At 45.2% G+C, this 26039-nt stretch carries 18 protein-coding genes; 15 read left to right on the top strand and 3 right to left on the bottom strand.

Translation table 11 applies throughout. The features are described from left to right. Nucleotides 1-162 precede the first annotated feature (162 nt). On the top strand, nt 163-1701 hold the full coding sequence (locus ACED46_RS05545; protein WP_017067723.1) for a sensor domain-containing diguanylate cyclase: 1539 nt from the start codon (nt 163-165) through the stop codon (nt 1699-1701). An 87-nt stretch (nt 1702-1788) separates the two neighbouring features. Continuing rightward, nucleotides 1789-2319 (top strand): 3'-5' exonuclease, encoded by a 531-nt coding sequence (locus ACED46_RS05540; RefSeq protein ID WP_017060438.1) that lies wholly within the window; start codon nt 1789-1791, stop codon nt 2317-2319. A 122-nt stretch (nt 2320-2441) separates the two neighbouring features. On the opposite strand, the gene ACED46_RS05535 is transcribed toward ACED46_RS05540, so the two are convergent. The 3 genes from ACED46_RS05535 to ACED46_RS05525 all read right to left on the bottom strand — a co-directional run bounded on the left by ACED46_RS05535 (nt 2442) and on the right by ACED46_RS05525 (nt 5582). Then, nucleotides 2442-2891 (bottom strand): TerB family tellurite resistance protein, encoded by a 450-nt coding sequence (locus ACED46_RS05535; RefSeq protein WP_371721049.1) that lies wholly within the window; start codon nt 2889-2891, stop codon nt 2442-2444. Between the two features lie 153 nt (nt 2892-3044). Next, nucleotides 3045-5072, bottom strand: coding sequence for an alkaline phosphatase family protein (locus ACED46_RS05530; protein WP_371721048.1), 2028 nt, complete (start codon nt 5070-5072; stop codon nt 3045-3047). 24 nt (nt 5073-5096) lie between these two features. Continuing rightward, nucleotides 5097-5582, bottom strand: a complete 486-nt coding sequence (locus ACED46_RS05525; RefSeq protein ID WP_371721047.1) for a hypothetical protein — start codon at nt 5580-5582, stop codon at nt 5097-5099. An 81-nt stretch (nt 5583-5663) separates the two neighbouring features. On the opposite strand from ACED46_RS05525, the gene ACED46_RS05520 reads away from it, so the two are divergent. From ACED46_RS05520 to ACED46_RS05460, 13 genes are all read left to right on the top strand, one after another. Continuing rightward, nucleotides 5664-6992 (top strand): MipA/OmpV family protein, encoded by a 1329-nt coding sequence (locus ACED46_RS05520; RefSeq protein ID WP_371721046.1) that lies wholly within the window; start codon nt 5664-5666, stop codon nt 6990-6992. Nucleotides 6993-7401: 409 nt separating this feature from the next. After that, nucleotides 7402-8703, top strand: coding sequence for a hypothetical protein (locus tag ACED46_RS05515; protein WP_371721045.1), 1302 nt, complete (start codon nt 7402-7404; stop codon nt 8701-8703). 15 nt (nt 8704-8718) lie between these two features. Next, nucleotides 8719-9681 carry a hypothetical protein gene (locus ACED46_RS05510; protein WP_371721044.1) on the top strand — a complete coding sequence of 321 codons (963 nt, stop codon included), beginning with the start codon at nt 8719-8721 and terminating at the stop codon, nt 9679-9681. A 154-nt stretch (nt 9682-9835) separates the two neighbouring features. Beyond that, nucleotides 9836-10960, top strand: a complete 1125-nt coding sequence (locus tag ACED46_RS05505) for an ABC transporter ATP-binding protein (protein ID WP_371721043.1) — start codon at nt 9836-9838, stop codon at nt 10958-10960. 44 nt (nt 10961-11004) lie between these two features. After that, nucleotides 11005-14349, top strand: coding sequence for a GH36-type glycosyl hydrolase domain-containing protein (locus ACED46_RS05500; protein WP_371721042.1), 3345 nt, complete (start codon nt 11005-11007; stop codon nt 14347-14349). 95 nt (nt 14350-14444) lie between these two features. Beyond that, nucleotides 14445-15434 carry a LacI family DNA-binding transcriptional regulator gene (locus tag ACED46_RS05495; protein WP_137001156.1) on the top strand — a complete coding sequence of 330 codons (990 nt, stop codon included), beginning with the start codon at nt 14445-14447 and terminating at the stop codon, nt 15432-15434. 7 nt (nt 15435-15441) lie between these two features. After that, nucleotides 15442-16689: an extracellular solute-binding protein gene (locus ACED46_RS05490; protein WP_137001155.1), complete on the top strand. Its 1248-nt coding sequence runs from the start codon at nt 15442-15444 to the stop codon at nt 16687-16689. Between the two features lie 22 nt (nt 16690-16711). Continuing rightward, nucleotides 16712-17587, top strand: a complete 876-nt coding sequence (locus tag ACED46_RS05485; protein WP_137001154.1) for a carbohydrate ABC transporter permease — start codon at nt 16712-16714, stop codon at nt 17585-17587. A 2-nt stretch (nt 17588-17589) separates the two neighbouring features. Next, nucleotides 17590-18411 (top strand): carbohydrate ABC transporter permease, encoded by an 822-nt coding sequence (locus ACED46_RS05480; RefSeq protein ID WP_102553179.1) that lies wholly within the window; start codon nt 17590-17592, stop codon nt 18409-18411. Continuing rightward, on the top strand, nt 18411-18896 hold the full coding sequence (locus tag ACED46_RS05475; protein ID WP_137001153.1) for a hypothetical protein: 486 nt from the start codon (nt 18411-18413) through the stop codon (nt 18894-18896). Before ACED46_RS05480 ends, ACED46_RS05475 begins: the two co-directional genes overlap by 1 nt. A gap of 3 nt (nt 18897-18899) precedes the next feature. Further along, nucleotides 18900-21056, top strand: a complete 2157-nt coding sequence (locus ACED46_RS05470) for a glycoside hydrolase family 3 N-terminal domain-containing protein (protein WP_371721041.1) — start codon at nt 18900-18902, stop codon at nt 21054-21056. 222 nt (nt 21057-21278) lie between these two features. Continuing rightward, a complete protein-coding gene (gene hrpA, locus ACED46_RS05465) occupies nt 21279-25346 on the top strand; it encodes an ATP-dependent RNA helicase HrpA (protein WP_371721040.1) in 4068 nt (1355 codons plus the stop codon). Between the two features lie 143 nt (nt 25347-25489). After that, complete coding sequence (locus tag ACED46_RS05460; protein ID WP_017065440.1) at nt 25490-25984, top strand: outer membrane beta-barrel protein; 495 nt, start codon at nt 25490-25492, stop codon at nt 25982-25984. Nucleotides 25985-26039 lie beyond the last annotated feature (55 nt).

The following is a 26039-nucleotide window of genomic DNA, read 5'->3' as shown; positions in this document are numbered from 1 at the left end:
TAGCTTAAAAGTTAATCGAGATTTGTTGGTTTATTAGCCGTAAATGTCCATGGGTTGTAAATAGTGTTAGTTTTATCCCATTGTGAGAGTCAAAGATAAATAGAGCCTAGCATTCCGGCAGTGTATACTTTCGACTCAAAATAACATCATATGGGAAGCTGTATGCCCCACACTACCGACCCTATAACAGGGTTGAAGAAACGAACTTTGCCGTTAGTTGTCTTTTTTGCCACATTTTTGATGACGGTGTTGTGTTTTGTTTTGGTTGCGGCGAATCAAAATAGGTCTTTGAATGAGAATCTGGATAGCTTTGCTCAGCATCAAACGCTCAGTTTAAAAGCGTTTATTGATAACGATGTCGCTTATATCGGTTCCGGTGCAAATTTTTTCTATTCTAATGATGTCGATAGTCGGGATCGATTTGATCGTTTTGCTCAGCAAACGATTAACGGTTCGAAAAGCCTGATCGGATTGCAGTGGATGCAAAAAGTAGCGGTAGAAGATATCGCCGAGCATACCGCCAAAATGAAAGCTCAATACCCATCCTATAGAATGTTTACTATCCCTAAACATGGGCCAAAAACTTATGGTTATGTCTTGGATGGCGAGCCCGTATTTATCGCGACAGATATTTATCCGAATGATCCAGTGAACAACGGTGTTTTGGGTTTTTACTCTTCTCGTGAGCGGTTTAATCTGGTCATTGATAACATTAAAAAAACACGTGAAGCGAATATTTCAGACAAAGTTCGTCTGTTGCAAGACGGTTTAGACAGCAACACACCTAAGAGCGGAATGTTGGTCTACCACCCTGTGTTTGATGGTCAAACGGACAATTTGTTAGGGGTTGTGATTGGTGTTGTTCGTACCACATACTATTTTGAGAAACTTCTGGCATCTACTGTCGGCGATATGGACGTTTATGTGCGTGTTACCGATAGCGGTTTTGAAGCTGAAGATGCCCCGATAATGTTCGAAACCAATGGTTATGAAGCGGTAACTGGGCAGCACATTACAAAGACGATTACATTAACTAACCGTGAATGGATTATCGACTTCAAGATAGATGCATGTATTTCATTTAATGGTTACTTAGTGTTGGCGGGAATCGGCATAGTTGGTACCACTATCTCATTACTGCTTGCTTATATTGTGAACCTGCAAATTCGAGAGAAAGAGCGCTTATATCGAATGATTGATGAAAGAACAGAAGAACTTCGCTTTCTTGCCAATCATGACAGTTTAACGGAAATTTATAATCGCCGAGCTTTTAATAAGATGCTTGGTCAATCGATACAAAGCGATAAGCCGTTTAGCTTAATAGTGTTTGATGTTGATAAGTTTAAAGAGATCAATGATAAGTTTGGGCACCCAGCCGGTGATGCGTTACTTATTCATGTGATTAAGGTTATCTCAGTGAGCTTGAAGTCTGGAGATAACCTATTCCGGATGGGAGGGGATGAGTTCGGTATCATTTCGAGCATCACTGAACATGACTCATTGTCTCGCTATTTAGAATGTATTTTAGATACGGTGAGTGAGTCTCATTGCGAGCATTCTGGCCAGCTATTGAGTTGCACTCTAAGCATCGGGGCTACCATCCGCACTAATGAAGACATTGAAGCGCTCCTTCAAAAAACTGACAGCATGTTATACCTAAGTAAGTCAAATGGCCGAAATCGAGTCACAATTGCAGGCTAAATGAGCACTTGATGCAACTGGGGTCGAGTTCTTTATTAGGCTCATGTACAATTTCACGAAATTTTTGACGAGAGAATTAGGCGACGTATGAATCACAATCGAGTGGTGTGTTTCGATTTGGAAATGTGCTGTTGGAGCGAAGACGGTGTAGGAACAACAGGGGAGATCATTGAAATTGGTCTTGCTGAGATCGATCTTGTATCTGGAACCATCGTGAAGCGCGCGCAATATTACGTTAAGCCCGAAAAAGACGAAGTCTCTCTATTTTGCGCCGAGTTAACGGGCATTACCCCTCGTAAAATCGAAAAGCAGGGTCGCCCATTAGAGTCTGTTATCAAGTCGATGATTAAGAACTTCGGTGGCCCAAAGAAAATCTATGCAGCGTGGGGACGCGACGATCTTATCTTACACAAAGAGTGTATTGAGAAAGGCATTGAACCTCCGTTTAGCGAGTTCTTAAACATCGCAACGCTTTACCGTGTTCAGAATCGCTTGAAAGACAAACGCATTGGTCACCGCGCTGCTCAAGAAGCCAAAAATATTGAGTGGGAAGGTCGTCAGCACTCGGGTTATGTCGATGCTTATAATCTTGCGAAACTCACATTAACTATGTTGTAGCTAAATTTTTAGCTCCTCTCAGCCCTGTTTAGTCAGCTTTCAGTTTACCGATTCAAAAAAGCGACCGGTTTCTTAACCCGTCGCTTTTATTTATTTCAGTTTCCAATTCATTATTTCAGGCACTAATTTTCGCCTAAAACACTTAACTTACTCTTGATGAAGTCACAGTGGTCGACGTAGAGCAGTTCTGCTGTTTTACGGATCACAGAATCTTCGATAGGGTCAATTTCCCCGTCGGCATGCGCTACTTCCCACATCGCTTTGATTACGTCGATTCGCACTGGCTGAGATAGGTCTCTGAGTTGCGATGTAAAGTCATACAGCGATACTGATTGCTCTACTTTCGGCTCTGCTTGCGCGAGCAGTACCTTTGCTTGTTCTTCATCTAAATCCAGCAAACGCTGCAGAAGCTGTAGCTTAGCGACTCTTTCTGATTCATTGATCTGATGGTCGGCACCCGCGACTTCACACAACAAACTCGCGATGGCGATATTAGGTGATGTGCCTTGGTTTTTGCTTAGGTCCTGGCCTTCAATCAATTGTTTAAACATTGATGTGAGAGAATTGAACATAACGAGCTCCAGTTAAAATTTGTATCGAGTTCCGTAACGCTGATAGCTATCAACTATAACCATAAGCATAACTATTGGGTCTACAGAGTGTGATCGCAAGCGTCTTTACTAAAAACTGACATTACGGATACGCGAGCGATAAGGAGCATTTTATCAATCGGGCTCTGGGAAACGGGTAATTTTACCGTCGCCACTGAGTGTCGTGATCGATTGCGGTTTCCCATCAGTGTCTAGCCTCAATTCTCCAATCGCACTGCGGTTTGAAAGGCGATAGAAGGTCTGATTGTCAGGGCTTCGCTTTTCGATCTTCAAGCGTTTACGCTTAGTGAAGTAGTTCAAAACTGAGCGAGGGCTGTATAACAGGCGGTCCCATACATCGCAGAATTTAAGCAGCGGAGCAGGGAACTGATTTTTAATACCACTGCAGGTGATTTGATAGATGTTCGGGCTGTTGCGACGATACCTAAGCTTGATGTCATAAGCGAAGGAGTAGTGAACATCGCCAGAAAGTACCACGAAGTTGGTCGGTGTTTTGGTATGGGTAAAGATGCTGATCAGCGTATTAGCACTGCCCGGATGTGCCATCCAGTTTTCAGCGTCAATCACTAATGGCTTGCCGATTGTGGTCGCCATCTTTTGCAGTGTTTCAATAAACTTCACGCCAAACATCGGTGCAGCTGAAACGATCACCACTTTATCTTGATTCATTAACTGATGTTGAAACTCAATCAAGGCTTCCCAGTCCATTAAACCTGAAGGCTTGTTCATGCGAGACTCTGAACGCCAACGACGCGTACGAGTATCCAACACAATGACTTTGGGTGAGGTATCTATTGTGTAATGCCACTCTTCAAAGCGACTCAGCATCTCAATAAGGGCTTGATGCTTGTCTGGCTCGATGTTGCCAATAGAGTGAGTAGTCGCTGCATTGCCGGCTTCATTATGAGTTTGTTTACTAATGCGCGGTTGTTTAGTAATGAGCGGTTGAGCGACAAAAAGCTGTTTTGTTTGCTCGATAAACGTTTCGTCGAAGCTCTCCGGTTTGTTACCCCAACCTTGACACATCCAGTAAGCCGCAAGGCCGTTACCAATGACTTGGGTCGCGAACTGGTTTTGGTCGACGGCATGCTCCCAACCCACGGTAAGGTTCCAATCATCCGTCACATCGTGATCATCAAAGATCATGTACGTTGGAATATGCGCGAACAGACGTTGCACTTGCGGTAAGCCAGCAATGAAATCATCCATGATGACGCTTTCATCACGCCATTGTTGCTGCTCAGTCGGTGTTAATTGGCGTCCACCTTGAGTGAAGTTATTCTCAATTAAACGCTCTCGATTGACGCATTGCCACAGTGTCGGAGACCAAACCAATAAGTACATCGCGATAAACTCAGACAGCGTGACCAAGTGGTTTTCACAATCGGTAGAGCTAAAAATCGGCACGCCACGGTTCGGGAATAACTTATCGATCATCGATTCTGAAGCTGTGTGGTGCGGCAAATAGTGATGACGCTGGTATAAGTGGTATTCACTGTTATACAGAGCGTCACTGTTGTTGATTTGTTTAATTTGCGAGTCAGTCGGTAAGCTTTCGCCTACAAGGCCAAGCAGGTGAATCACTTGTTGAATAGCATCAAGTGTTGGGCCTGCCACATGGTCGGCGTAGATCTGATCGCCGCTCATCATCAGCATGTCGGGTCTTTCAGCGACGGTTTGATCGGCCATCTTGTTATCGGCTGCAACTAGGCTGTCTTTGCTTGGATGATGCGGGTTGCGGCAAGAGCCATGAAGAATGTAATCAGCTGAGGTCGATATCTTAAACTCAACGCGAGATTTACCGTTGTAAACAAGGTGAGGGGCGAGCTCTTTTAGTGAACCTGACTCTGTGTGAATGTCATATTCAAGCAGCGTATTAGTCGGAAACTCACCTTGTAAGCGAATTAGCGTTATCCACGCATGTGTACCGATTTGAATCGAATCATGTTCTTCAAACGATGAGGTATAAAACGGCTGGTCTTGTGCTGCTTCAGAATCGTCTATTTCTTGAGTATGAAGCTCGGCTCTGCCTGTAAGAGGCGAGCTGGTGGCTAACCAAAGTACTACTTCAGTCGCGGTGGTTTTTCTTAAAATGGGTCCGGCGAGTAACAGGGGAAGAGATGATGTCGTAGAGGGTTTCAATACGGTACCTAAAATCGTTGGTGGCTAGTCGTCGTGGTGTTCTTTTGTTTCGAGCTTGTTCGTGTCTGGCTTTGTGGTTCCAAGCGTTGATGCTTCAAATTCTACTGAGTCAGATTCTATTGATTCAAGAACTTCGATAACTTCTGAGCTAGAAAGTTCATGGCCCATTAGAAATATTGCCAATAGGGCATCGGCTTTGGTCTTGGTATCGGAAGGCTCGTCTAATAACAGTTCGAGCTTTTCTCGAATCATAGCAATCTCGTGCTCAACAAAGCCACGGCCTTCTTCATCCCCTTGATTGTCTTCAGGGGCATTATCGAATTCAAGAAATAGCATGTCACCGTCTAGGTTGGTATCCACCAAACGCTCAGGCAACCACGCCTCACCCATAACAATATCTGGATCGGAATCTTTGGGTAAGTGATCTATAATGTTTTGTAATTCGGAGACTTTCACAATACTTTCATTTAACCGAGAATATTCTACATTGTAACGGTCAATGCCGAGCAAACCTAAAAATAGTTAGCCGTCATGGTTAATAAATGTCTAATCAGTAAAACAATATTTTTTTCAAAGAGTAATTACACAAGAATGAAGCTCAAATATTTACCGACTCTTCCTTCATCTGGATTGGTTTTACTAGGTAGCGCTTTCCTAAGTGGCATTTTCGTAAGTGCTAATGCGTGGGCCGCTGAAGAGCAAGAGTGGGGCATCGCTGCAATGTTCCGTACAGCAAGCATCCCTTATGACACGTCTGGTGGCGACCAATCGGTTAGCTCATTCGTACCGATGCTGTTTTTCAAGAACGATTATGTGTTTATTGACGGTACTGAGATGGGGGTATACCTCTATCAAACTGACGATGAGAAGTGGTCTTTCAATGCTATCTCTCGCATGCGCTTTATTGATATTCCTGCATCTGAGCAGAACGCGATTGAAGGCGATACGGCGGACTTTGGTGCTCAACTGACCTACCAACTTGATGATTCTTGGTCTGTCGAGACGGAGTTAATGAGCGACAGTGAATACAACTTCCACGGTAACTTACGAGCTAAAGCCAAGTATGAAACTGGAGATTGGGAGTTTTACCCGAGCGCGACGCTGCGTTATAAAAGTGCTGATTTCAACAGTGAGTATTACTCCGCATCTAATGAAACCATTGGTGCTGGTGTTGACTTAAATGTTGGTGTTGAAACGCGTTACCATGTGGTTTCTAACTTGTACTTATTGGGTTCAACCAGTGTGACTCGATTGGACGATAACGCTTACGATTCTTCGATTGTTGAAGACCGTTATCAGGGGGAATTGTACCTTGGCTTTGGTTTCTTTAACGACAAAGAGAAAGCGCCAAAACCTAAACTGAGCAATGCGCCGTACTTACGTGTCGCACACGGCTGGGGAACGCCATCCAATATTGGCGACATCATGAAGTTCAATCGAGAGAAAGACGAATACAACAACCAGTTGACCTCGTTCTTCTATGGACACCCGTTAACCGATGAGATCTTCGGTTTGCCACTGGATATCTATTTAACCCCAGGTATTGCGCACCACTGGAGTTCAGACGTTCAATCGAGCAGCACCGAATACATTATCGCAATCAAGGCGTACTACACCTTTGATTGGCCAACTCAGTGGCGTGTTGGTGTGGCAGAAGGTATGTCTTACATCGATTCGATTACCTATATCGAAGGCTCTGAGATGGACCGTAAAGGTTACACCGCAAGCCATCTATTGAACTACTTAGACTTCTCATTCGATGTCAACGTTGGCGACTTGATTGGTAAGAATGACTTGAACAACTTATGGTTCGGTTATTCATTGCATCACCGTTCTGCAATCTTTGAAAAATCCTCTCAGTTTGGACGAATCAAAGGCGGCAGTAACTACAACACGGTTTACTTCCAATATGAGTTTTAACGACAACCTGTAGTTTAAAGTTCAGTTTAACGTCATACAAGCCAACTTCCGTTTACGGGGTTGGCTTGTTTTGTATGGCTTTCACAAAAGTGGCGTGATCAATGTATTTTCTGCTTTTTGTATAAACGACTTATGTATCCTTTTTATTTGTAACCTTGCCGTAACAGCGATATTGCCTCACTCGCTCTCTATTTATCTACAGAAAACATGATAACTCTCTCACATGTTTAGCTTAAATGCTTAAAGGTTTAAGCATTAAATTTTGTTCGGGTAATCCCATAATCACAAAAGGTAAATGACCACATTGCTGACAGTGTTACTCAGATGGGAATATCCGTTGTGAAACGTTTATACACAAAGGTCGATACGAGAAATGATAAAAAAAAGCCTTTTAGCTACCTGTACCCTCATGGCTAGCATGTTTGCGTTCGCTGATGTCACAATCACCGAACTTACCGTTAATCCACAGCTCTACCCAGTAGGGTTTGAACAACATTTACAAAGAAACTTGGACTTCTTTGTTGATGGCGTAGGTGTTGATCAAAAAGCCAAAGTTCCATACGACACGATTTTCGTCGATAAAAATGGCCAGATTGAACACGACTATTATGTCAACACAACAGAGATTGGCCTGTACCTAAATGTGCTTGTTGAAGCACATAAAAACGGCAATGCTGATGCACTAATACGTATCCATGAAACACTGGATGCGTTGGCAGGGGCTCCTACTTGGAAAGGTCTGTTCTTCTGGCCTTACGATATTGAGGGAGAGCAACTGAAACCAAACAAAGATGGCATTGTTCCCGCCGTAGATAACGCAAACTTAGCATTTGCTCTTGCTGGTGTAGCCGGCGCTTATCTTGACTCAAAGCAATCCGACGAAAAAGAAGTCGTTGCTAAGGTTGACTCTATTCTTAAGAGCCAAACAGATGGTTGGTCAGCACTCTATGATGAAAGCCGAGGTCTGCTCTATTCTGGGTGGTCAACGAAGAAAGAAGCGCCACTATCATATCATATAGATCGTAAGGCAAATGAGAGTCGATTAGCCCCAGTCTGGGCTCACCTGATTACTCAAAACTCAGAAAATACGGTCCCGAAAACAGCGTTCAATGATATGGAGTTATATACGCAAGACTACTACCTCGATGGCAAAAAATATTCGCCTATGTTGACTTGGGATGGTGCTTACTTCCAAGGCATGCTTTCGATGATTTGGTTGGAAGAACGCTCATTGATCCCAGATTTCTCTATGATCGAAGATATGACAGAGATCCAAAAGTACCACGCTATCAAGCATCAAATTCCTTTCGTGTCGTCCGCAGCAACGGTTGACGATGGTTATGCGGCATTCGGTGTCCCAGAGCTATCAGAGTCTAAAGTCCGTTTTAACAATACTGATATTGCTGGTGGTGATACCGGTACACCTCATGCGCTAGCGCTTTCTTACATGGTGAATCCATTTGAAGCCGTAAAACTGTTGAACACAGTAATCGACTACTACCCACAACTTGAAACGCCATATGGCTGGTATGACGCGATAAACGGCAAAGGTGAAACCTCGACGAAAATTCTGTCTCTAGACCAAGGTATGTTTGTCGGTGCCTTCCTTTCACCGGCTATCAACCAAGATGTGCGTAAGTACCTAGAAAGTAAAAATTACTACGCAGCCATCGTGGATATGTACGAGACCTTTGAACCGAATAATAAATAGAAAAGGATTTGAGTCGTGAATTTTGAAAAAGCAGTGAACATTATCAAAGCAGCAAGCATTATCCCATTCATGGCAATTGCGATCCCATCCGTTGCTTATGCTGATGAAGCGCAAGAAGAGGTGGAAGTGGGTTTGTGGAGTGACCATCAATACCGCGAGTTGATTCTGGAAACGGAGTCGGCCAAAAGTAGTAATGCGTCACCTCGAACTCGTGCACTAACGGGTATCGAATACGAACACATTGATAACGAAAATCAACCCAATGAAGAGCTTCTTCACTATATCTACGCTGATGGTTTCACCCGTGTGACGGATAACTTCAGTATGGGTTACGTACTTAAAGAAATACACCATAGCCGAGGTGGTGAAAGTACTGGATTGAGTAATTATTCAGAGCTGATTCCAAGTTTTTACTGGCGTCAAAATGACAACGTTGCTTACAACTTGATGTTGTCGTACGAAAAAACGATCGGTGAATGGCATTATGACAAATACATGGCAAAACCGGGAATTGACCTTAGCTTTGGCCGCCACTTCTTACACTTAAGTGCAGAGCTTGGCTACAAAGATGAAAGGCAAGGCCCGGGCAGCCGAGGCACGTTCATTGAGTCTGAGCCTTTGTACCTTTACCGCTTAGATAACGGCATTAATATCGGTGCAAAGGTCATCTATGTTGAAGAGCATAACGACTTCAACTATGTCGAGTTTGCTGTTAAGCCTTTGGTCCAGTTCAACTTTGATAACGGCAACTACCTAGAGCTGCGTTATGAGAGAGGTACGTTGGACATGGGTTCAGATCCAAATAACCGCGACCATTTTGACTATGATGTTTATGCGTTATACGCGGATTTACCAATCAACGAACACTTCTCTTTCTTGGCAGATATTCAGGTGAAAGATCGTCACGCGGATCCGGCACCTTGGACAGGGGAACAATTGGTTTGGTTCTCTAAAGTCGGGATTGTTTGGAAGTTCTAACAAACAACTTTAGTTATCGTGGGGTTGCTATTCGGCTGAAACAAACGCGGATTTGACAACCCCACATCTAACCACTTGCACTATTGTTTGGATACACCGCGAAGGAAGGTGTGACCTAAATAGTGAGCGCATTTATAGATAGGAATGCAGAATCATGGCGAAAGTAACGCTACAAAATGTAAACAAAGTCTATGACAACGGCTTCCACGCTATTCACGATGTGAGTTTAGACATCAAAGATGGTGAATTCATGGTGCTTGTTGGTCCATCTGGCTGTGCTAAATCGACGATGCTGAGAATGGTTGCAGGCTTAGAAGGTATTACCGATGGGCAGCTTGTGATTGGTGACCGAGAGTGTAATGACTTGCCGCCAAAAGACCGTGGTATCGCGATGGTATTCCAGAACTACGCGCTGTACCCGCATATGACCGCTTACGAAAACTTAGCATTTGGTTTGGAAACGGCAAAGAAATCAAAAGCAGAAATTAAAGAACGTGTCACCAAAGCAGCCGAGCTTCTTGAAATCACGGATCTGCTAGATAGAAAGCCAAAGCAGATGTCAGGTGGTCAGCGTCAGCGTGTTGCCTTAGGGCGCGCAATGGTACGTAACCCGGATGTGTTCTTATTCGATGAACCGCTATCTAACCTCGATGCCAAACTGCGAGTGTCGATGCGTCGCCGAATCATTCGCCTGCATAACCAGCTTCAAGAGTCGGGTAAGCCAGCAACCATGATCTACGTAACCCATGATCAGGTTGAAGCGATGACCATGGGAGATCGTGTCTGCATCCTTAATCAAGGCCAAATCATGCAAGTCGATACACCAATGAATGTGTACCACAACCCAAAAAACAAGTTTGTTGCTGAGTTTATTGGCTCTCCAGCCATGAACATGCTTGAAGGCACTCTATTGGAACAAAGCGGAAAAGTGTGCGTTCAACTCAATGAACACACCATCGAACTGTCGCAAGCACATCAAGAGAAAGCGAAAGAGTGGGTAGGGCACCGCGTCCACCTTGGTATTCGTCCAGAGCACTTATCGGTCTCTAATCAAGCGAATCAAAACACGCTACCGGCAAAAGTTGAGGCGAAAGAAGAGCTAGGGTCAGAAGTCTACTTACACGTCACCATCTTCGATAAACCAGTGGTTTGTAAGCTACTCGATACCGAGCAAACACCTGATGTCGGCACTCATTGTCACATTCAACTTCAAGTCGAGAAATGCCACGTCTTTGATGACGCTTCTCAAGAAAATATCCACTACACAGAATCAAAATAAGTTTGGAGTAAAGCTTTATGCACCACATTCAACCTGGATCACAAATGAGCGTTGGCAATGAAAGCCTAAACCTCACGTTCAACGCAGATGGCGTACTAGGCGCAATTCGCAGTGATCGTTTAATGGTGTCTTTGTTCGATACGCCTGACTCAGAAATGGCGATCTCGAATATATTCCTTCGCGTTAAAGGTGAAGGCAAATTAAATGTCACACCATTGCTTTTTTTTAATAACAAGATTGAAACGTTTAAGCAGAGCGATGGTTCACTACAGTGGGTAACAACAACGGAAGACTTTGAAGCCGTTGTGTCGATTAAAACTGTTGACCATGCATTTTTCTACGATGTGAATATTACGAATCTCTCTTCACAGCCACTGATATATGACCTGATTTACGGTCAGGACGTTGGTCTTGCGGATGAAGGCGCGGTTAAAACTAATGAATTGTACTGTTCTCAATACCTAGACCATCAAATCTTTGAAAACCAAATGGGTTACGTGGTTTGTAGCCGTCAGAACTTACCTCAATCTTCAGGCAACCCGCGCATTCAATTGGGTTCTCTTTCTCCTGTCGTTGGCTACAGCACCGATGGTTTCCAGTTCTTTGGTAAGGAGTTTAAGTTAACAGGCGAGGCCGCAGCATTGAACGCGCCACAACTTGAAAACCAAAAATATCAATATGAGATGGGTTACATCGCGCTTCAAACTGAAGAAGTTACGCTTGCAACAGAATCGTCTAAGGAAATGGTTTTCTATGGTGTTGTCACTGCGGACTTCCCGAAATCAAATTCGGGCGAGCATATCGCACTGGAAGAGATTACAGCTAAGCACACTCAACTGACGTTATCTGAAGAGATGGAACGTGAGCCTTTATCTTGTGTGCACCAACCTAAAGGCGAGTACCTGCAGGGCGGAAAGCTGAGCGAGAAAGAGATCACAGAGTTCTTCGGTGATGATCAAACGTTCGCAGACGTTAAAGACGGTGAATTGCTGTCATTCTTCTACGGCGACAACAAATACGTGACTTTGCCAGAAAAAGAGAAGCACCTAGAGCGTATGACAGGTCATGTGATTGCGTCGGGCAATAATCAAGATTACCAGCAATCTATCATGAGCTCGACACACTACATCGGCGGTGTTTTCAACTCACAGCTAACGCTTGGCAATACCTCATTCAACAAACTATTGGGTGTGTGCCGAAACCCGTTAAACCAATTCACTCATGCAGGGCAAAGAGTATGGGTTGAAGTGGAAGGAACCTACCGCGCATTGGGCATGCCTTCGGCTTACGAAACTGGCCAAAACTATTCGCGTTGGATCTATAAACTACTTGGTGGCTACCTAGAGATCGTTTCGTTCTCAAGTGCGCAAAGCCCAATCATCCAGCTATATATCACTAAACACGGCATCGAGGCTCCGCTTTCAATCAAAGTGTCACACCAACTTGTTTTCGGTAACAACGAAGGTGAAGGCAGTGTTGAGATTGCAAGAGATGGCGAACTGTTCACGGTGACAGGCAAAAATGAACTGATTGATCAATTCATGCCGCAGCTGAGCTATGGCCTTGCAGTGTCAGGCATGGACGTAACGGCTGAAACGATCGGGCGTGCGGATTCTGATTCAGTGGAGTACTTGGTACTCAACGGTTCTCTTGACAGTCACTGTTCTGTCGCGATTGGCGGTAAGACGGGCGCGCTAGATACTACTGCACAATTTATGGCGTTTGAGGCAGAACGCGAGCAATACCAAAAAGGTATTAAGTCTTTGACCAAAGGCTTCAATGTTGATTTCAGTGAAGACAACGGCAACAGCCAGCGCATCAATACGTGTCTGGACTGGTTCACTCACAATGCTTTAGTTCACTACTCAACGCCACATGGCTTAGAGCAATACTCAGGTGCGGCATGGGGTACGCGTGATGTATCTCAAGGCCCATTCGAACTGTTTATGTCGATGCAGGAATACGCAAAGGCAAAAGCGGTACTAGCAGAGATCTACAGCCACCAGTATCAAGAGACGGGTACTTGGCCTCAATGGTTCATGTTCGACCAATACGCGACTATCCAACAAGAAGAAGCGCACGGTGACATCGTAGTGTGGCCGCTCAAAGCTCTGGCTGATTACCTAAATACGACGGGCGACATCAGTATTCTGGATGTTGAACTGCCGTACACGTTAGCAGAAGAAGGTTTTGTAAAGAGCGAAAACAACTTCACTTTAATGCACCACGTACAAACTCAAATTCAGCATATGCTTGATAACCTTGTGCCGGGTACATCGCTATCTTGCTACGGTGATGGTGACTGGGACGATACGTTACAACCCGCGAATCAATCACTGCGTGAGAACATGGTGAGTGGGTGGACAATTCCACTAACGCTACAAGCGCTTAAAGGTATGTACCAAGCACTTAAAGGCAGCGCACATCAAGACTACGCCGTTTCTTTGATGGAATTGGCAGACAAGATGGAAAGCGATTACCACCACTACTTGATTAAAGATGGTGTGATTGCTGGCTTTATCCACTTCGATCGTGATGAAGAGGGTAGTGTTAAGCAAATCGAGCACTTGCTGCACCCATCGGATCAAAAAACGGGTATCAGCTACCGACTATTGCCAGCAAGCCGCTCAATCATTTCAGAAGTGTTTGACCCAGAAATGGCAAGCACTCACATGGACATCATTAAGCAAAACCTTGTTCACCCTGACGGTGTTCGCTTGATGGATAAAATGGCCGAGTACAAAGCAGGTAAGCAGAGCTACTTTAAGCGCGCAGAACTGGCAGCCAACCTTGGCCGCGAAGTCGGTCTTCAATACTGCCACGCACATATTCGATTCATCGAAGCACTGTGTAAGTTGGGTGACGCGGAAGCAGTATTCGACAACCTGTACAAAATTGTCCCAGTGGGTATTCAAGACCACGTGCCAAACGCTGAGCTTCGTCAGTCTAACGCGTACTTCTCAAGTTCAGATGCGAAGTTCAATGACCGCCCAACGGCATACGACAACTTTGACCAAGTGAAAAACGGTCAAGTTGCAGTGAAAGGCGGTTGGAGAATCTACTCAAGTGGTCCAGGTATCTACGTGAACCAACTTATCTCTAATGTATTTGGTGTTCGATTCGCGCACAACGATCTCATTCTTGATCCAGTTATCTCTCCGCGAGTTGGTCAAACGAAGATCCACTTCGAGCTTGATGAGAAGCCTGTGACCTTAGTTATCGATTTGGTTGAAGGTTCACACACTCCAAAAACTATTTCGATAAACGATGAAGTGGTGCCATTCGAACTTACTGAGAACCGCTATCGCGCTGGTGGTGCGAAGATCTCACGCGAATGGTTGCTTCAGAGATTGAGTAGCGAAGAAAACACCCTTCATATCTCCCTTTAATAATCTGTTGGGCTCAGCGATGGGCCCAACCCAAAGGCTGAGTATGAGAAAAATGCAAGGTGTGAAGAGCTGGGCTCTTAAAGGAAGTAAGTGAAATGAAAGTGACCATTAAAGACGTAGCTAAAAAAGCGAATGTCTCCATCGCAACCGTTTCGTACGCAATGAATGACTGCAATCGCGTCAGTGAAAAGACGCGTCAGCATGTTCTCAATATTGCTAACGAGATGAATTATGTCGCTAACACCAATGCTAAGCAGTTGAAGCAGCGTCGTAGCTATGCCATCGGCCTGTTTTTAAACAACTGGTTTGGCCCGATTTACAGTGAGCTTGTCAAAGGTATCGAGAAGGTCTGTCACCAGCGTGGCTATGATGTCGTGGCTTGTAGCATGTATGGCAATGAAGACTCTACGGCTCACAAGTATATTCGAGATCGAGTCGTTGATGGCGCAGTGGTGTTAACCAATTCATTTGATACCGAGTTTCTAAAATCGGTCGCAGGCCCGGACTTTCCCATGGTGGTGCTAGACCGAGAGTTAAATGCTCCCGGCATCTACAACATCCTAATCGACAACTTTGGTGGAGCGTTCAGTGCAACCAAAGAGTTGGTGCTCAAGGGCTGCAAGGACATCTACTTCTTCACTGGACCTGACGACTCATACGATAGCAAAAAGCGATTAGACGGCTATATTTCCGCTTTGGGGTATTTCAATCTACCTGTCAAAAATCATCATTTGATAAAAAGCGACTTTACCGAAAAGACCGCTTACAAACAGATGAAAGACATACTTGAACAAGGACGTAGGCCTGATGCCGTATTTGCTGCCAATGATGAAATGGCGATTGGCATACTTCGCGCAGCTAAGCGTTATGAAATAGATATTCCCAACGAAATGAAACTTGTCGGCTTTGACAATATAAGAATGGCAGAGTTAATGATTCCAAGTTTATCTACCGTTACTCATGAAAAAGAGGGAATGGGGGAGCTAGCAGCATCAACATTGATCAATGCTCTCGATGATAAAACCGAAAAATTACAAGCATTAACGATTTTGCCAACCTCCTTAATTTTACGTGAAACTCTGTAGGATAGTTATGAAAAAGTGGTTGATTGGATGTGTGCTCGCATTAAGTTCGCAGATCACACTCGCAGATAATACCCGTATCGAAGTCATGACCCCAGTAGGTAATTATATGGACTTTGTCCGTTCTGAGTTAGTTCCTGAGTTCAAAAAAAGATACCCAAACGTAGATGTTGTTGTTTCAAATGATGAAAATTTAGAGACTCGTATGGCAGCAGGTGATGTGCCGAATCTCTATGCTGGAGTCTTTGGCTATCAACCTGCGAAATACGCAAAGATGGGCAAGCTAGCTTATTTGGAGCAGTTTGATGGGTTCAATGAAATGGTTGATAGGATTGACCCAGTTTTTATGCAAAAAAACTACGGTAGAAACTACTACATCCCTTGGAATGCAACAACGACATTGATGCTCTACAACAAAGAGTTGTTCATCGAAGCGGGCTTAGACCCAGAGAACCCACCTCAAACATGGGATGAATTCTTATACGCGGCTGAAAAGATTAGCCAACTACCTCCACGAGCAGACGGCAGCCCCGTGTATGGCACGGTTTTTTGGAACGAAGCGCTATCGTGGGGAAGTTGGTATTGGAGCATGTTGGCTCAGATGTACTACAACTTCAACGATGGCCAATACGGCCTGCTTAATCGTTTTGGCACCAATCCTATCTTCGATAGAGAAGAAGCGAATCTAGCGCTGTTCTTCGAAACTATGGCTAAGGCGCAGCAGTATTCTCCACTGACCATGGAGAAGAATTTTTTCTCACGCACTATTGGTATGTGGCCACAGTTTGGTTTCGGCTGGAAAGCAAACCTAACCGAAGCGGCAGGTAAACCGATGGTGGTGGGTGACGATGTTGGACTAGCACCGATTCCGACACTCAACAAAGGTGATACCTCATACTCCACACTCGATGGCCGCGCTCTGATGATCTTCAAAAACAGCGTCGAGAAAGAGCAGCTGTCGTGGGCGTTCTTACAACTGATGATGGAAGACGAGTTTAACCACAAAGCGAATGTAGCGCTGGGACAACTGCCAACACTGATCTCGCTAAAAGACCGACCTTACTACAACACATCAGAAGCCAAACCATTTGTTGAGCAACTACCAAATGCAAAATTGAATGAACCTTTTGCACTGTCATCAGACATGGCTGGCGTCATTCTTGAGCAGTATTCCAAAGCTGTGGTTAAGCAAGATGTTTCTGCTGAGGAAGCGGTAGAAGCAGCGGCAAAGCAAGCTGAAAAACTCATTAACGAATAGTGTGATAGGTCTAAGTGAAACTATGAAAAAAGATAACCTCATAACCGGCTACCTGTTCCTTGCACCATGGATTGTGTACTTTGCGGTCTTTTTGATTTACCCGTTCTTCTTGTCGTTCGAGAGTAGCTTTCTAAGCGTAAACATCTTGATGCCAGAGAACACCAAGTTCATCGGTTTAACCAATTGGATTACGGTGGTGACGGACTTCTTGTTCTGGAAGTCGTTGTTCAATGTGGTGTTTAACCAAGTCATCTTCGTGACGTTGAGCTTCGTGATTGGACTGGGTTTGGCCTTGCTCCTCAACGAGATCAAATTTTTGTCGAGCATGTTCCGCACCATCATGTTCATTCCAGTGGTGACCTCGATTACCGTAGCTATGATCATTTTTGACTTCATATCAGGTCCTTCTGGTCCCATTCAAAATACCATGGTGGGCGCGAACCTCCTTTCAGAACCGGTGTTTTGGAAATTCGAAGAGTGGTTACCAATGCCTGTGATTGCGGTGTTCAGTGCATGGAAGTGGTTTGGTGTTCAGATGATCATTTTCCTTGGTGGTATCGCCAGTATCGACAAATCTCTGTTTGAAGCGGCTGACATTGATGGCGCATCGTGGTGGCGTAAGACCAAGAAAATTACTCTGCCGATGATCATGCCGCAGATCGTGTTTGTGATGACAATGAACATTATCAACGGCTTGCAGATGTTTATCGAAGTGTTTATGAACTTCGACTTAAACGGCGGCCCTTACCAATCGGCACTCACCCCTGTGCTCTACCTCTACCAAACCGGTTTTGAGCAGATGAAGATGGGTGAAGCTTCAACCATTGGCTTAATGCTCGCTTGCGTAATTTACCTGCTGACGATGATGCAGTTAAAAATCACCAGTAAGGAAGACTAATCATGAATGCTGATAAGAAAAAGAACCTACTGATTTACGGCACACTTTTGGTTGCCACCCTTATTGTGTTGTATCCGTTCTTCTACATGGTGATCAACTCATTTAAGACGGGCCCAGAGATCATGCACAGCCCGAACAGCTTGCCAAAAGAGTGGTCGTTTGCTGGCTACATCAAAGTGTTTGATTCAGTGAACTTGGGGAGAGTGTTCTTCAACACCATCTTTATCTCGGTCACTGTCACGGTACTGAACACATTATTCTCGTCGATGGTTGCTTATTCGATTGTCAAAACCAACTTACCTGGCCGCGAGTTTTGGCTGAAAGTGATTCTTGGCTCGATGATGATTCCAGCGATTCTGTTCACCATCCCAACCTACATGATGATGTACGAGTGGAATTGGATTAACACCTATCGTGTGCTGATCATTCCGGGGGCAATCAGTGCGTACAACATCTTCTTGATGGTGCAGTTCATGAAGCAGATAGACAATGCTTACTTGGAAGCGGCACGTATTGATGGTGCGAGTGAGATGCGTATCTTCTTCAAAATCATTCTGCCTATGATGCGACCAGCACTGGCAACGGTCGGTATTCTGACCTTCATGGGTGCATGGAACGACTTTATGGGGCCACTACTTTACGTACGAGACGAATCTCTGATGACGCTGCAGCTTGCGCTGTACAACTTTAAAACTGAAGTACCGGGAACCAACCTGGAGCAACTGTGGGCGATGACCACCATGATTGCGGTTCCTGTTGTGATTGTCTTTTTCTGCCTACAGAAGAACTTCATCAAGGCATTTACTGGCGTAGGGGTTAAGTAATGAAAGTATCGACAGGATATAAATTGTTAGCGTTGGCCTCGGTTATCTTTATCGCATATGGCTCCGCTTGGCTGAGAGCTTACTCACTATCGGAAAACTACTTTGCATACGCAGAGCAGCAATACAAAAAAGGTGAGCTGGTAACAGCGTTAAAAGGGATGAACAAACTCGAACTCAGAATTGAAGATGAGTATTTAGGTGGTTACCAGCAAGTGATTGAAACTTGGCGAAGCGCAACGCTTGGGCCTAAGCCAGACGCTTACTATCAGTCGTTAGAAAAGCCCGCATTGATTATTGAGCAACTTAACGAAAAGCAGTTAATGGAGTTCATCGAGATCTACGTTCAGCTTGATTCTCGATATGTGCCAACGGCGGCCGATCAACTGCGAAGCTTAGCGAAACAGTCTGGTAATGACGCGTTATACCAAGAGATGACCGAGTTTCTAACCGAAGCTTTCCCACGATACAAATTGAAAGAGATCTAATCGATGGCTCTATACAAAGACAGCTCTGTTAGCTACCAAACTAGAGCGCAAGATTTACTGTCTAAGATGACGCTTGCCGAGAAGGTGGGTCAGCTTTGCCAATCGCCAATGCTGGATTATGACGACAATAAGCAAGAATACTTGATGAAAGTGGAGCAGGGTGCGTATGGCTCGCGCATCCTTGCTGACACAGCGTGGGCGGGTAATGCGCCGGGTGAATCGGTTGATCCGCACCAGCTCAATGAGATCCAAAAAGTGGCGATGGAAAAAAGCCGCCTGGGGATTCCAGTGATATTCGCGCGTGACGTGATTTACGGCCAAAAGACGGTGCTACCAATTCCCCTGGCTCAGGCATGTTCTTGGAACCCCAAGTTGGTTGAAGAAGCTTATGAGTGCATCGCGGCTGAAGCGGCATCGCTAGGCATTAACTGGACTTTTGCGCCGATGCTCGACATTGTTCGAGACCCTCGTTGGGGCAGAGTGATTGAGAGTTCAGGTGAAGATCCGTACTTAACCAGTCAGTTTGTAAAATCAGTAGTGAAAGGCTTCCAAGGTGATGACCCTTCACAACCAAATAAGCTGGTGGCGTGTGCCAAACACTTTGTTGGTTACGGAGCGTCAGAGGGCGGTCGCGACTACGATACGACTGAATTGAGTGATAACACCTTGCACAATGTGCACTTGCCGCCCTTTGCCGCGGCAGTGAAAGCTGGCGTTGCAACCATGATGTCTGGATTTAACGACCTTGGTGGTACGCCGGTAACCGGATCTCGACCATTAATTCGAGACTGGCTCAAAGGCGAGCATAAGTTTGATGGCATGGTCGTCAGTGATTGGGGCTCTATTTCCGATCTGGAATACTTCCAAGTTGCGAAAGACCCATCTACAGCTGCGTTAAAGGCGTTGGATGCAGGTGTTGATATGGCGATGACTCACGAGGCATATGAAGACACTCTTGAAGACCTGGTGAAGAACAATCCAAGCTTACTAGAAAATCTAGATGAAGCTGTTTACCGCGTACTGCTTACCAAATTCCGCGCTGGTCTGTTTGAACGACCATATATCGACCCTGAACTGCATAAGAGCATGCTGGGCCTAGAAGAACATAAGGTCAAAGCGCTAGCTCTTGCAGAAGAGAGCATGGTGCTGCTTAAAAATGATGGTGACTTGCTACCACTGAACTCACAAGGCTTAACCATTTCTGTGATTGGCCCTCATGCTCATTCACAAAGACAGCACCTTGGTTCTTGGTGTTTAGATGGCAATGCGGACGACGTTGCAACGATTGCAGATGGCATCCAAGCAGCAGCGCCAGAGAACACTATAATTACTGATTCAAGCGCATTTAGTGATGACATGATGGAGTGTGCGCATCGAAGTGATGTAGTCGTGCTGTGCGTTGGTGAAAGCCATCGTCGAACGGGAGAAGCGCGCAATATTGCCGAACTTGTTCTGCCACCGGGTCAAGAAGAGCTAATTGAAGCCATTGGAAAAACGGGCAAACCTTTGATTGTGGTGCAGTGTACTGGTAGACCCATACCGTCTCCTAAGATTGAGCAATACGCCCAGTCATTGGTTTATGCATGGCAAAGCGGTACAGAGACAGGGAATGCAATCGGTAACTTACTGTTTGGTCATAGTAACCCGAGTGGCAAGTTGACCATGACAGTACCAAGAAGCACAGGTCAAATTCCGATGTATTACGGTCGTAAGCCGATTGGAAAAATGCGAGCGTATCAAGAGTACATGCCATATAAGAATGAGCAAGATACACCGCTTTATCCATTCGGTTTTGGCTTGAGCTATTCGCAGTTTGAATATGGTAAGTTGACGGCTGTGACATCTGAAATTGCTGAGAATGAGAACCTGATTGTTGAAGTTGAGGTAGAGAATGTATCTGAAAGGGCAGGGCAAGAAATCATTCAATGCTATATATCACGTAAGGTATCTTCGACGACTCGCCCTCAACGAGAGCTAAAAGCATTTACAAAATGCTTTTTAAAAGGGAATGAACGTAAAACAATTAGGCTGACGATTTCAGCGGACGACTTAAAGTTCTATGGTTCTCAAGAGTGTTTTATGTATGAGGTTGGTGACATTGACGTCTACATTGGAGGAAGCAGTCTAGCGACCGAGTCGGTAACTGTTCATCTTGGGTAAACATTCAACTTAACGTAAATTGTTCGAAGGAAAGTAAAAGAGATTGGGTATAACCAATCTCTTTTTGTTTATACGTTGCGGTGTATCTGACTAATGTTGTACATGTTTAAACACTGTGCCTGAATAATTAAAACAACAGGCTAGGGTGGCTTTCCGTTCTATAGCCTAGCTCACTTGTGATATAATCGCGCGAGTTTAATAAGTACAAGAATAGGACACGCTTTGACTTCGTCTCCGGAAAAAGCAGATAACAACAAGAATGCAGCACAGCCAAGTTCTTCACAGAGCAAAGCCAAGCCAAACCAAGCGGCATCGAAAAAGTCTGCTGAACAATCAAATACCAAAAAAGCTGATCAATCAGCGACAAACAACAAATCATCTCAGAATAGCCCAGCCTCTCTTCGTAAAGCGCTCAACGAATGTATGATGCGCGATCGCTTCCGTTTGAATAAGCGAATTGCTGGTGCGAGTAAAATTAAGAACGAACAAGCTAAGCACGCTGTCTTTGATGAGATTGCGTTAGACATTGCTAAGTCGATGATGACGGCAACTCAGCGTGCGGCACAGAAACCAACGATTGAATACCCAGAAATTCTACCGGTTAGCCAAAAGCGCGAAGACATCGCGAAAGCCATCGCTGAAAACCAAGTGGTTATCGTGGCGGGTGAAACGGGTTCGGGTAAAACCACTCAGCTACCAAAAATCTGTTCTGAGCTTGGCCGCGGCCGCTTTGGCTTAATTGGTCACACTCAGCCCCGTCGTCTTGCGGCGCGTTCGGTTGCGAACCGTATTGCTGAAGAGATGGAAACACAGCTGGGTGAGTTCGTTGGTTATAAGGTTCGATTCAACGACCAAATTTCTGACAATACCCAAATCAAATTGATGACCGACGGTATTCTACTGGCGGAAATTCAACACGACCGATTCTTAAATCAGTACGACACCATCATCATCGATGAAGCGCACGAACGTAGCCTAAATATCGATTTCATCATGGGTTACCTGAAAGAGTTGCTACCAAAGCGTCCTGATCTGAAAGTGATCATCACGTCGGCAACCATCGATCCAGAGCGTTTCTCTAAGCACTTTAACAATGCACCGATCATTGAAGTGTCTGGTCGTACTTACCCAGTTGATACGCGTTACCGCCCATTAGGTGGTGATGAAAGTGATTCAGACCGCGACCAAATCGAAGGCATCTTTGAAGCCGTTGATGAGCTGTGTGATGAAGGGCTTGGCGATATCTTGATCTTCATGAACGGTGAGCGAGAAATTCGTGATACCGCAGATGCATTGAGTAAACGTAACCTTCGCGATACTGAAATTGTTCCGCTTTACGCGCGTCTATCGGCGGGTGAGCAGAACCGTATCTTCCAGTCTCATACTGGTCGACGCATCGTGCTGGCAACTAACGTGGCAGAAACCTCGTTAACCGTACCGGGCATCAAGTATGTTATCGACCCGGGTACGGCGCGTATCAGCCGCTACAGCTACCGTACTAAAGTACAACGTCTACCGATTGAGCCAGTGTCTCAAGCGAGTGCAAACCAGCGTAAAGGTCGTTGTGGTCGTGTTGCAGAAGGTATCTGTATTCGTTTGTACTCTGAGGAAGATTTCGAGTCACGCCCAGAGTTTACTGACCCAGAGATTCTTCGTACTAACCTAGCATCGGTTATCCTTCAGATGACAGCGCTAGGCCTAGGCGATATTCAAGCGTTCCCATTTGTTGAAGCGCCCGATAAGCGCAACATTCAAGACGGTGTAAGGCTGCTTGAAGAGCTTGGTGCGATCGCCACCGTTGAACCGTCAGCGAACAAAAACAAGAACCACGGCGACGACAAGAAGAAGCTAACCGCGATTGGTCGTAAGCTGGCAAAACTGCCTATCGATCCACGTTTAGCGCGTATGGTAATTGAAGCGCCACGTAACCGATGCCTACACGAAGTGATGGTGATCGCGTCTGCGTTGTCGATTCAAGATCCGCGTGAGCGTCCATCAGATAAGCAACAATCGTCTGATGACAAGCACAAGCGTTTCTTCGATAAAGAGTCTGACTTCATCACGTTTGTGAACTTATGGGATTACATCAAGCAGCAGCAAAAAGCATTGTCGAGTAACCAGTTCCGCAAACAGTGTAAGCAAGATTACCTCAACTATTTACGTATCCGTGAATGGCAAGATGTGTACTTCCAAATTCACCAAGCAATGCGTGAACTGGATACTAAGTTGAATACAGAACCGGGCAGCTACGATGGCATTCACATGTCACTGCTATCAGGTCTGCTTTCGCACATCGGTATGAAAGATCAAGAGAAGAATGAGTATCAAGGTGCACGTAATGCACGCTTCCATATCTTCCCTGCGTCTGGCTTATTTAAGAAACAGCCTAAGTGGATCATGTCTGCGGAGCTGGTAGAAACCTCAAAACTTTGGGGGCGCGTTATCGCGAAGATTCAACCGGAATGGATTGAACCGCTAGCGAAACACCTGATTAAACGTAGTTACAGCGAACCACATTGGTCGAAGAAGCAAGCGGCAGTAATGGCACACGAAAAAGTGATGCTTTACGGAATCCCAATCATTCCAAAACGCTTAGTTAACTACGGTGCGATTGATGCCACTGTCAGCCGTGAATTGTTTGTACGCAGTGCATTGGTTGAAGGTGAGTGGGAAACCAAACATACGTTCTTCAAACAGAACCGCAAGCTCCTGCAAGAAGTGGAAGAGCTTGAGCATAAATCGCGTCGTCGCGACATCTTGATCGATGATGATGAACTGTTCGACTTCTATGATCAACGTGTTGGCGAAGAGGCAGTGTCAGGCCGTCATTTTGATACGTGGTGGAAGAAGACCAGTCAGAAAACTCCTGAGCTGCTTAACTTTGAAAAGTCGATGCTGTTCCGAGGCGATGCTAGCCACGTTACTGATTTGGATTATCCGAACTTCTGGCACCAAAACGGTATTAAGTTGAAACTGAGCTACCAATTTGAACCAGGTGACGACAACGATGGTGTAACGGTACACATTCCGCTGCCTATCTTGAACCAAATTGACCAAAACGGTTTTGATTGGCAGATCCCAGGCCTGCGTCAGGAACTGGTGATTAGCCTAATTAAGTCACTACCTAAAACGCTACGCCGTAACTTTGTACCTGCGCCAAACTACGCAGATGCATTCTTGGCACGTGTGACACCGCTTGAAGCACCGTTACTGGATTCTCTTGAGAAAGAGCTACGCCGCATGACGGGTGTGGAAGTGGTACGTGATGACTGGAAGTTAGACCAGATTCCAGAGCACTTAAAGGTAACATTCCGCGCTGTAGATCATCGCAAGCGTAAGCTGAAAGAACAGAAAGATCTGCATGAGTTGAAAGAGAGCCTGAAAGACAAGGTTCAAGAAACGCTTTCTAAAGTGGCAGACGACGATATCGAGCAGCAGAACCTGCACACGTGGAGCTTTGGTGAATTACCAAAAGTCTACCAACAGAAACGTGGTGGCTACGATGTTAAAGCCTTCCCTGCGCTGGTGGATACCAAAGACAGCGTAGAGATCAAACTGTTCGAAACCGAGCAAGAGCAAATCTCGGCAATGAAATCGGGTCAGCGTCGTTTAATCTTGTTGAACGTGCCATCACCGATCAAATACTTGCACTCGAACCTGCCGAACAAATCGAAACTTGGCTTGTACTTCAACCCATACGGACAGGTACTCGATCTTATCGATGACTGTATCGCTTGTGGTATTGATAAGCTGATTGAAGAGAAGGGCGGTTTGGTTTGGGAACCAGAGCAGTTTGAAGCTCTGAAAGAACACGTACGTGCAGAGCTGGGTGATACCGTAGTAGAGATTGCTCAACAGGTTGAAACCATCCTAACCACGGCATTCAGCATCAGTAAAAAGCTGAAAGGACGCGTGGATCTTTCTATGGCATTCGCACTTTCTGACATAAAAGCTCAAGTAGAAGGTTTGATTTTTAAGGGTTTTGCCACAGAATGTGGGTGGAAACGCTTGCCGGATATTCTACGCTATATGAGAGCGATTGAACGCCGCATGGAAAAACTGCCAATTGACCCGAACAAAGATCGTCTTCACATGATCAAAGTTGAGTCAGTAATGAATGATTACAAAGAACTGCTGAATAAAATTCCAAAAGGGATCGCGGTTCCAGAAAATGTAAAAGAGGTGCGTTGGATGATAGAAGAGCTTCGTGTAAGCTTCTTCGCACAGCAGCTCGGTACGCCTTACCCAGTATCAGATAAGCGTGTTAAAAACGCGATTGATGCTTGCTAAAGGAATAAAGCTAGACGCAATGGCAAGGTTTGGGTATAAATCTTGCTTATTGCATTACTAATTGAATAGTTATTACATACAGGGCGACTTGGTGGCAATTTATTACCACTCAAGGCCTGCCACTAGGACGAAAAAGGTCGAATATGAAAAAAACGTTATTGGCACTAGCACTACTAGGTGCATCTTCAACAGCAATGGCTGATTCTTGGTTGTACGGCGGTGTAATGGGTGGTCAAAACTCATTCGCTGGTGAAGATGAAAACGCGGTGGGCATCCACGTAGGTACAGGTATCCTTCCACTAATCGGTGTTGAAGCGGGTTACTGGGATCTAGGTTCTTTCGGCAGCGTTAATTACGGCAACCGCGATCTTAAGAATTTAGACGCAAGCACTGCTTACCTAGCGATTAAACCAAGCATCGATTTTGGTCCTCTTCACGTATACGCGAAGGGTGGTCTTCACTCTTACGAGCTTAAAGCTGATGGCTTCAAGCAAGACGATGTTGATATCATGTACGGTGTAGGCGCTGAATACTTCATCTTTGGTCCACTATCTGTAGGCGCTAGCTACCAAAACTTCAAAATGAAAGATGACGACTCTGGCGTATTCACGCTAAACGCAACTATCCACCTACTGTAATTACTTGCAGTCAGTGACAGACGTACCGTTGGTCACGGATATTTGTAGAGTTCGT

Origin of the sequence: Vibrio sp. 1S139, from assembly GCF_041439475.1 — a bacterium.
GTDB classification, from domain to species: domain Bacteria; phylum Pseudomonadota; class Gammaproteobacteria; order Enterobacterales; family Vibrionaceae; genus Vibrio; species Vibrio crassostreae_C.
This window is presented reverse-complemented; position numbering and strand designations above follow the sequence as displayed.

Excerpts from the sequence above, each read along its gene's own strand:
- ACED46_RS05485 (WP_137001154.1), top strand. The coding sequence starts at position 16,712 with ATGAAAAAAGATAACCTCATAACCGGCTACCTGTTCCTTGCACCATGG.
- ACED46_RS05475 (WP_137001153.1), top strand. The coding sequence starts at position 18,411 with ATGAAAGTATCGACAGGATATAAATTGTTAGCGTTGGCCTCGGTTATC.
- ACED46_RS05515 (WP_371721045.1), top strand. The coding sequence starts at position 7,402 with ATGGCTAGCATGTTTGCGTTCGCTGATGTCACAATCACCGAACTTACC.
- ACED46_RS05470 (WP_371721041.1), top strand. The coding sequence starts at position 18,900 with ATGGCTCTATACAAAGACAGCTCTGTTAGCTACCAAACTAGAGCGCAA.
- ACED46_RS05540 (WP_017060438.1), top strand. The coding sequence starts at position 1,789 with ATGAATCACAATCGAGTGGTGTGTTTCGATTTGGAAATGTGCTGTTGG.
- ACED46_RS05520 (WP_371721046.1), top strand. The coding sequence starts at position 5,664 with ATGAAGCTCAAATATTTACCGACTCTTCCTTCATCTGGATTGGTTTTA.
- ACED46_RS05480 (WP_102553179.1), top strand. The coding sequence starts at position 17,590 with ATGAATGCTGATAAGAAAAAGAACCTACTGATTTACGGCACACTTTTG.
- ACED46_RS05505 (WP_371721043.1), top strand. The coding sequence starts at position 9,836 with ATGGCGAAAGTAACGCTACAAAATGTAAACAAAGTCTATGACAACGGC.
- ACED46_RS05490 (WP_137001155.1), top strand. The coding sequence starts at position 15,442 with ATGAAAAAGTGGTTGATTGGATGTGTGCTCGCATTAAGTTCGCAGATC.
- ACED46_RS05545 (WP_017067723.1), top strand. The coding sequence starts at position 163 with ATGCCCCACACTACCGACCCTATAACAGGGTTGAAGAAACGAACTTTG.
- ACED46_RS05500 (WP_371721042.1), top strand. The coding sequence starts at position 11,005 with ATGAGCGTTGGCAATGAAAGCCTAAACCTCACGTTCAACGCAGATGGC.
- ACED46_RS05535 (WP_371721049.1), bottom strand. The coding sequence starts at position 2,891 with ATGTTCAATTCTCTCACATCAATGTTTAAACAATTGATTGAAGGCCAG.
- ACED46_RS05495 (WP_137001156.1), top strand. The coding sequence starts at position 14,445 with ATGAAAGTGACCATTAAAGACGTAGCTAAAAAAGCGAATGTCTCCATC.
- ACED46_RS05460 (WP_017065440.1), top strand. The coding sequence starts at position 25,490 with ATGAAAAAAACGTTATTGGCACTAGCACTACTAGGTGCATCTTCAACA.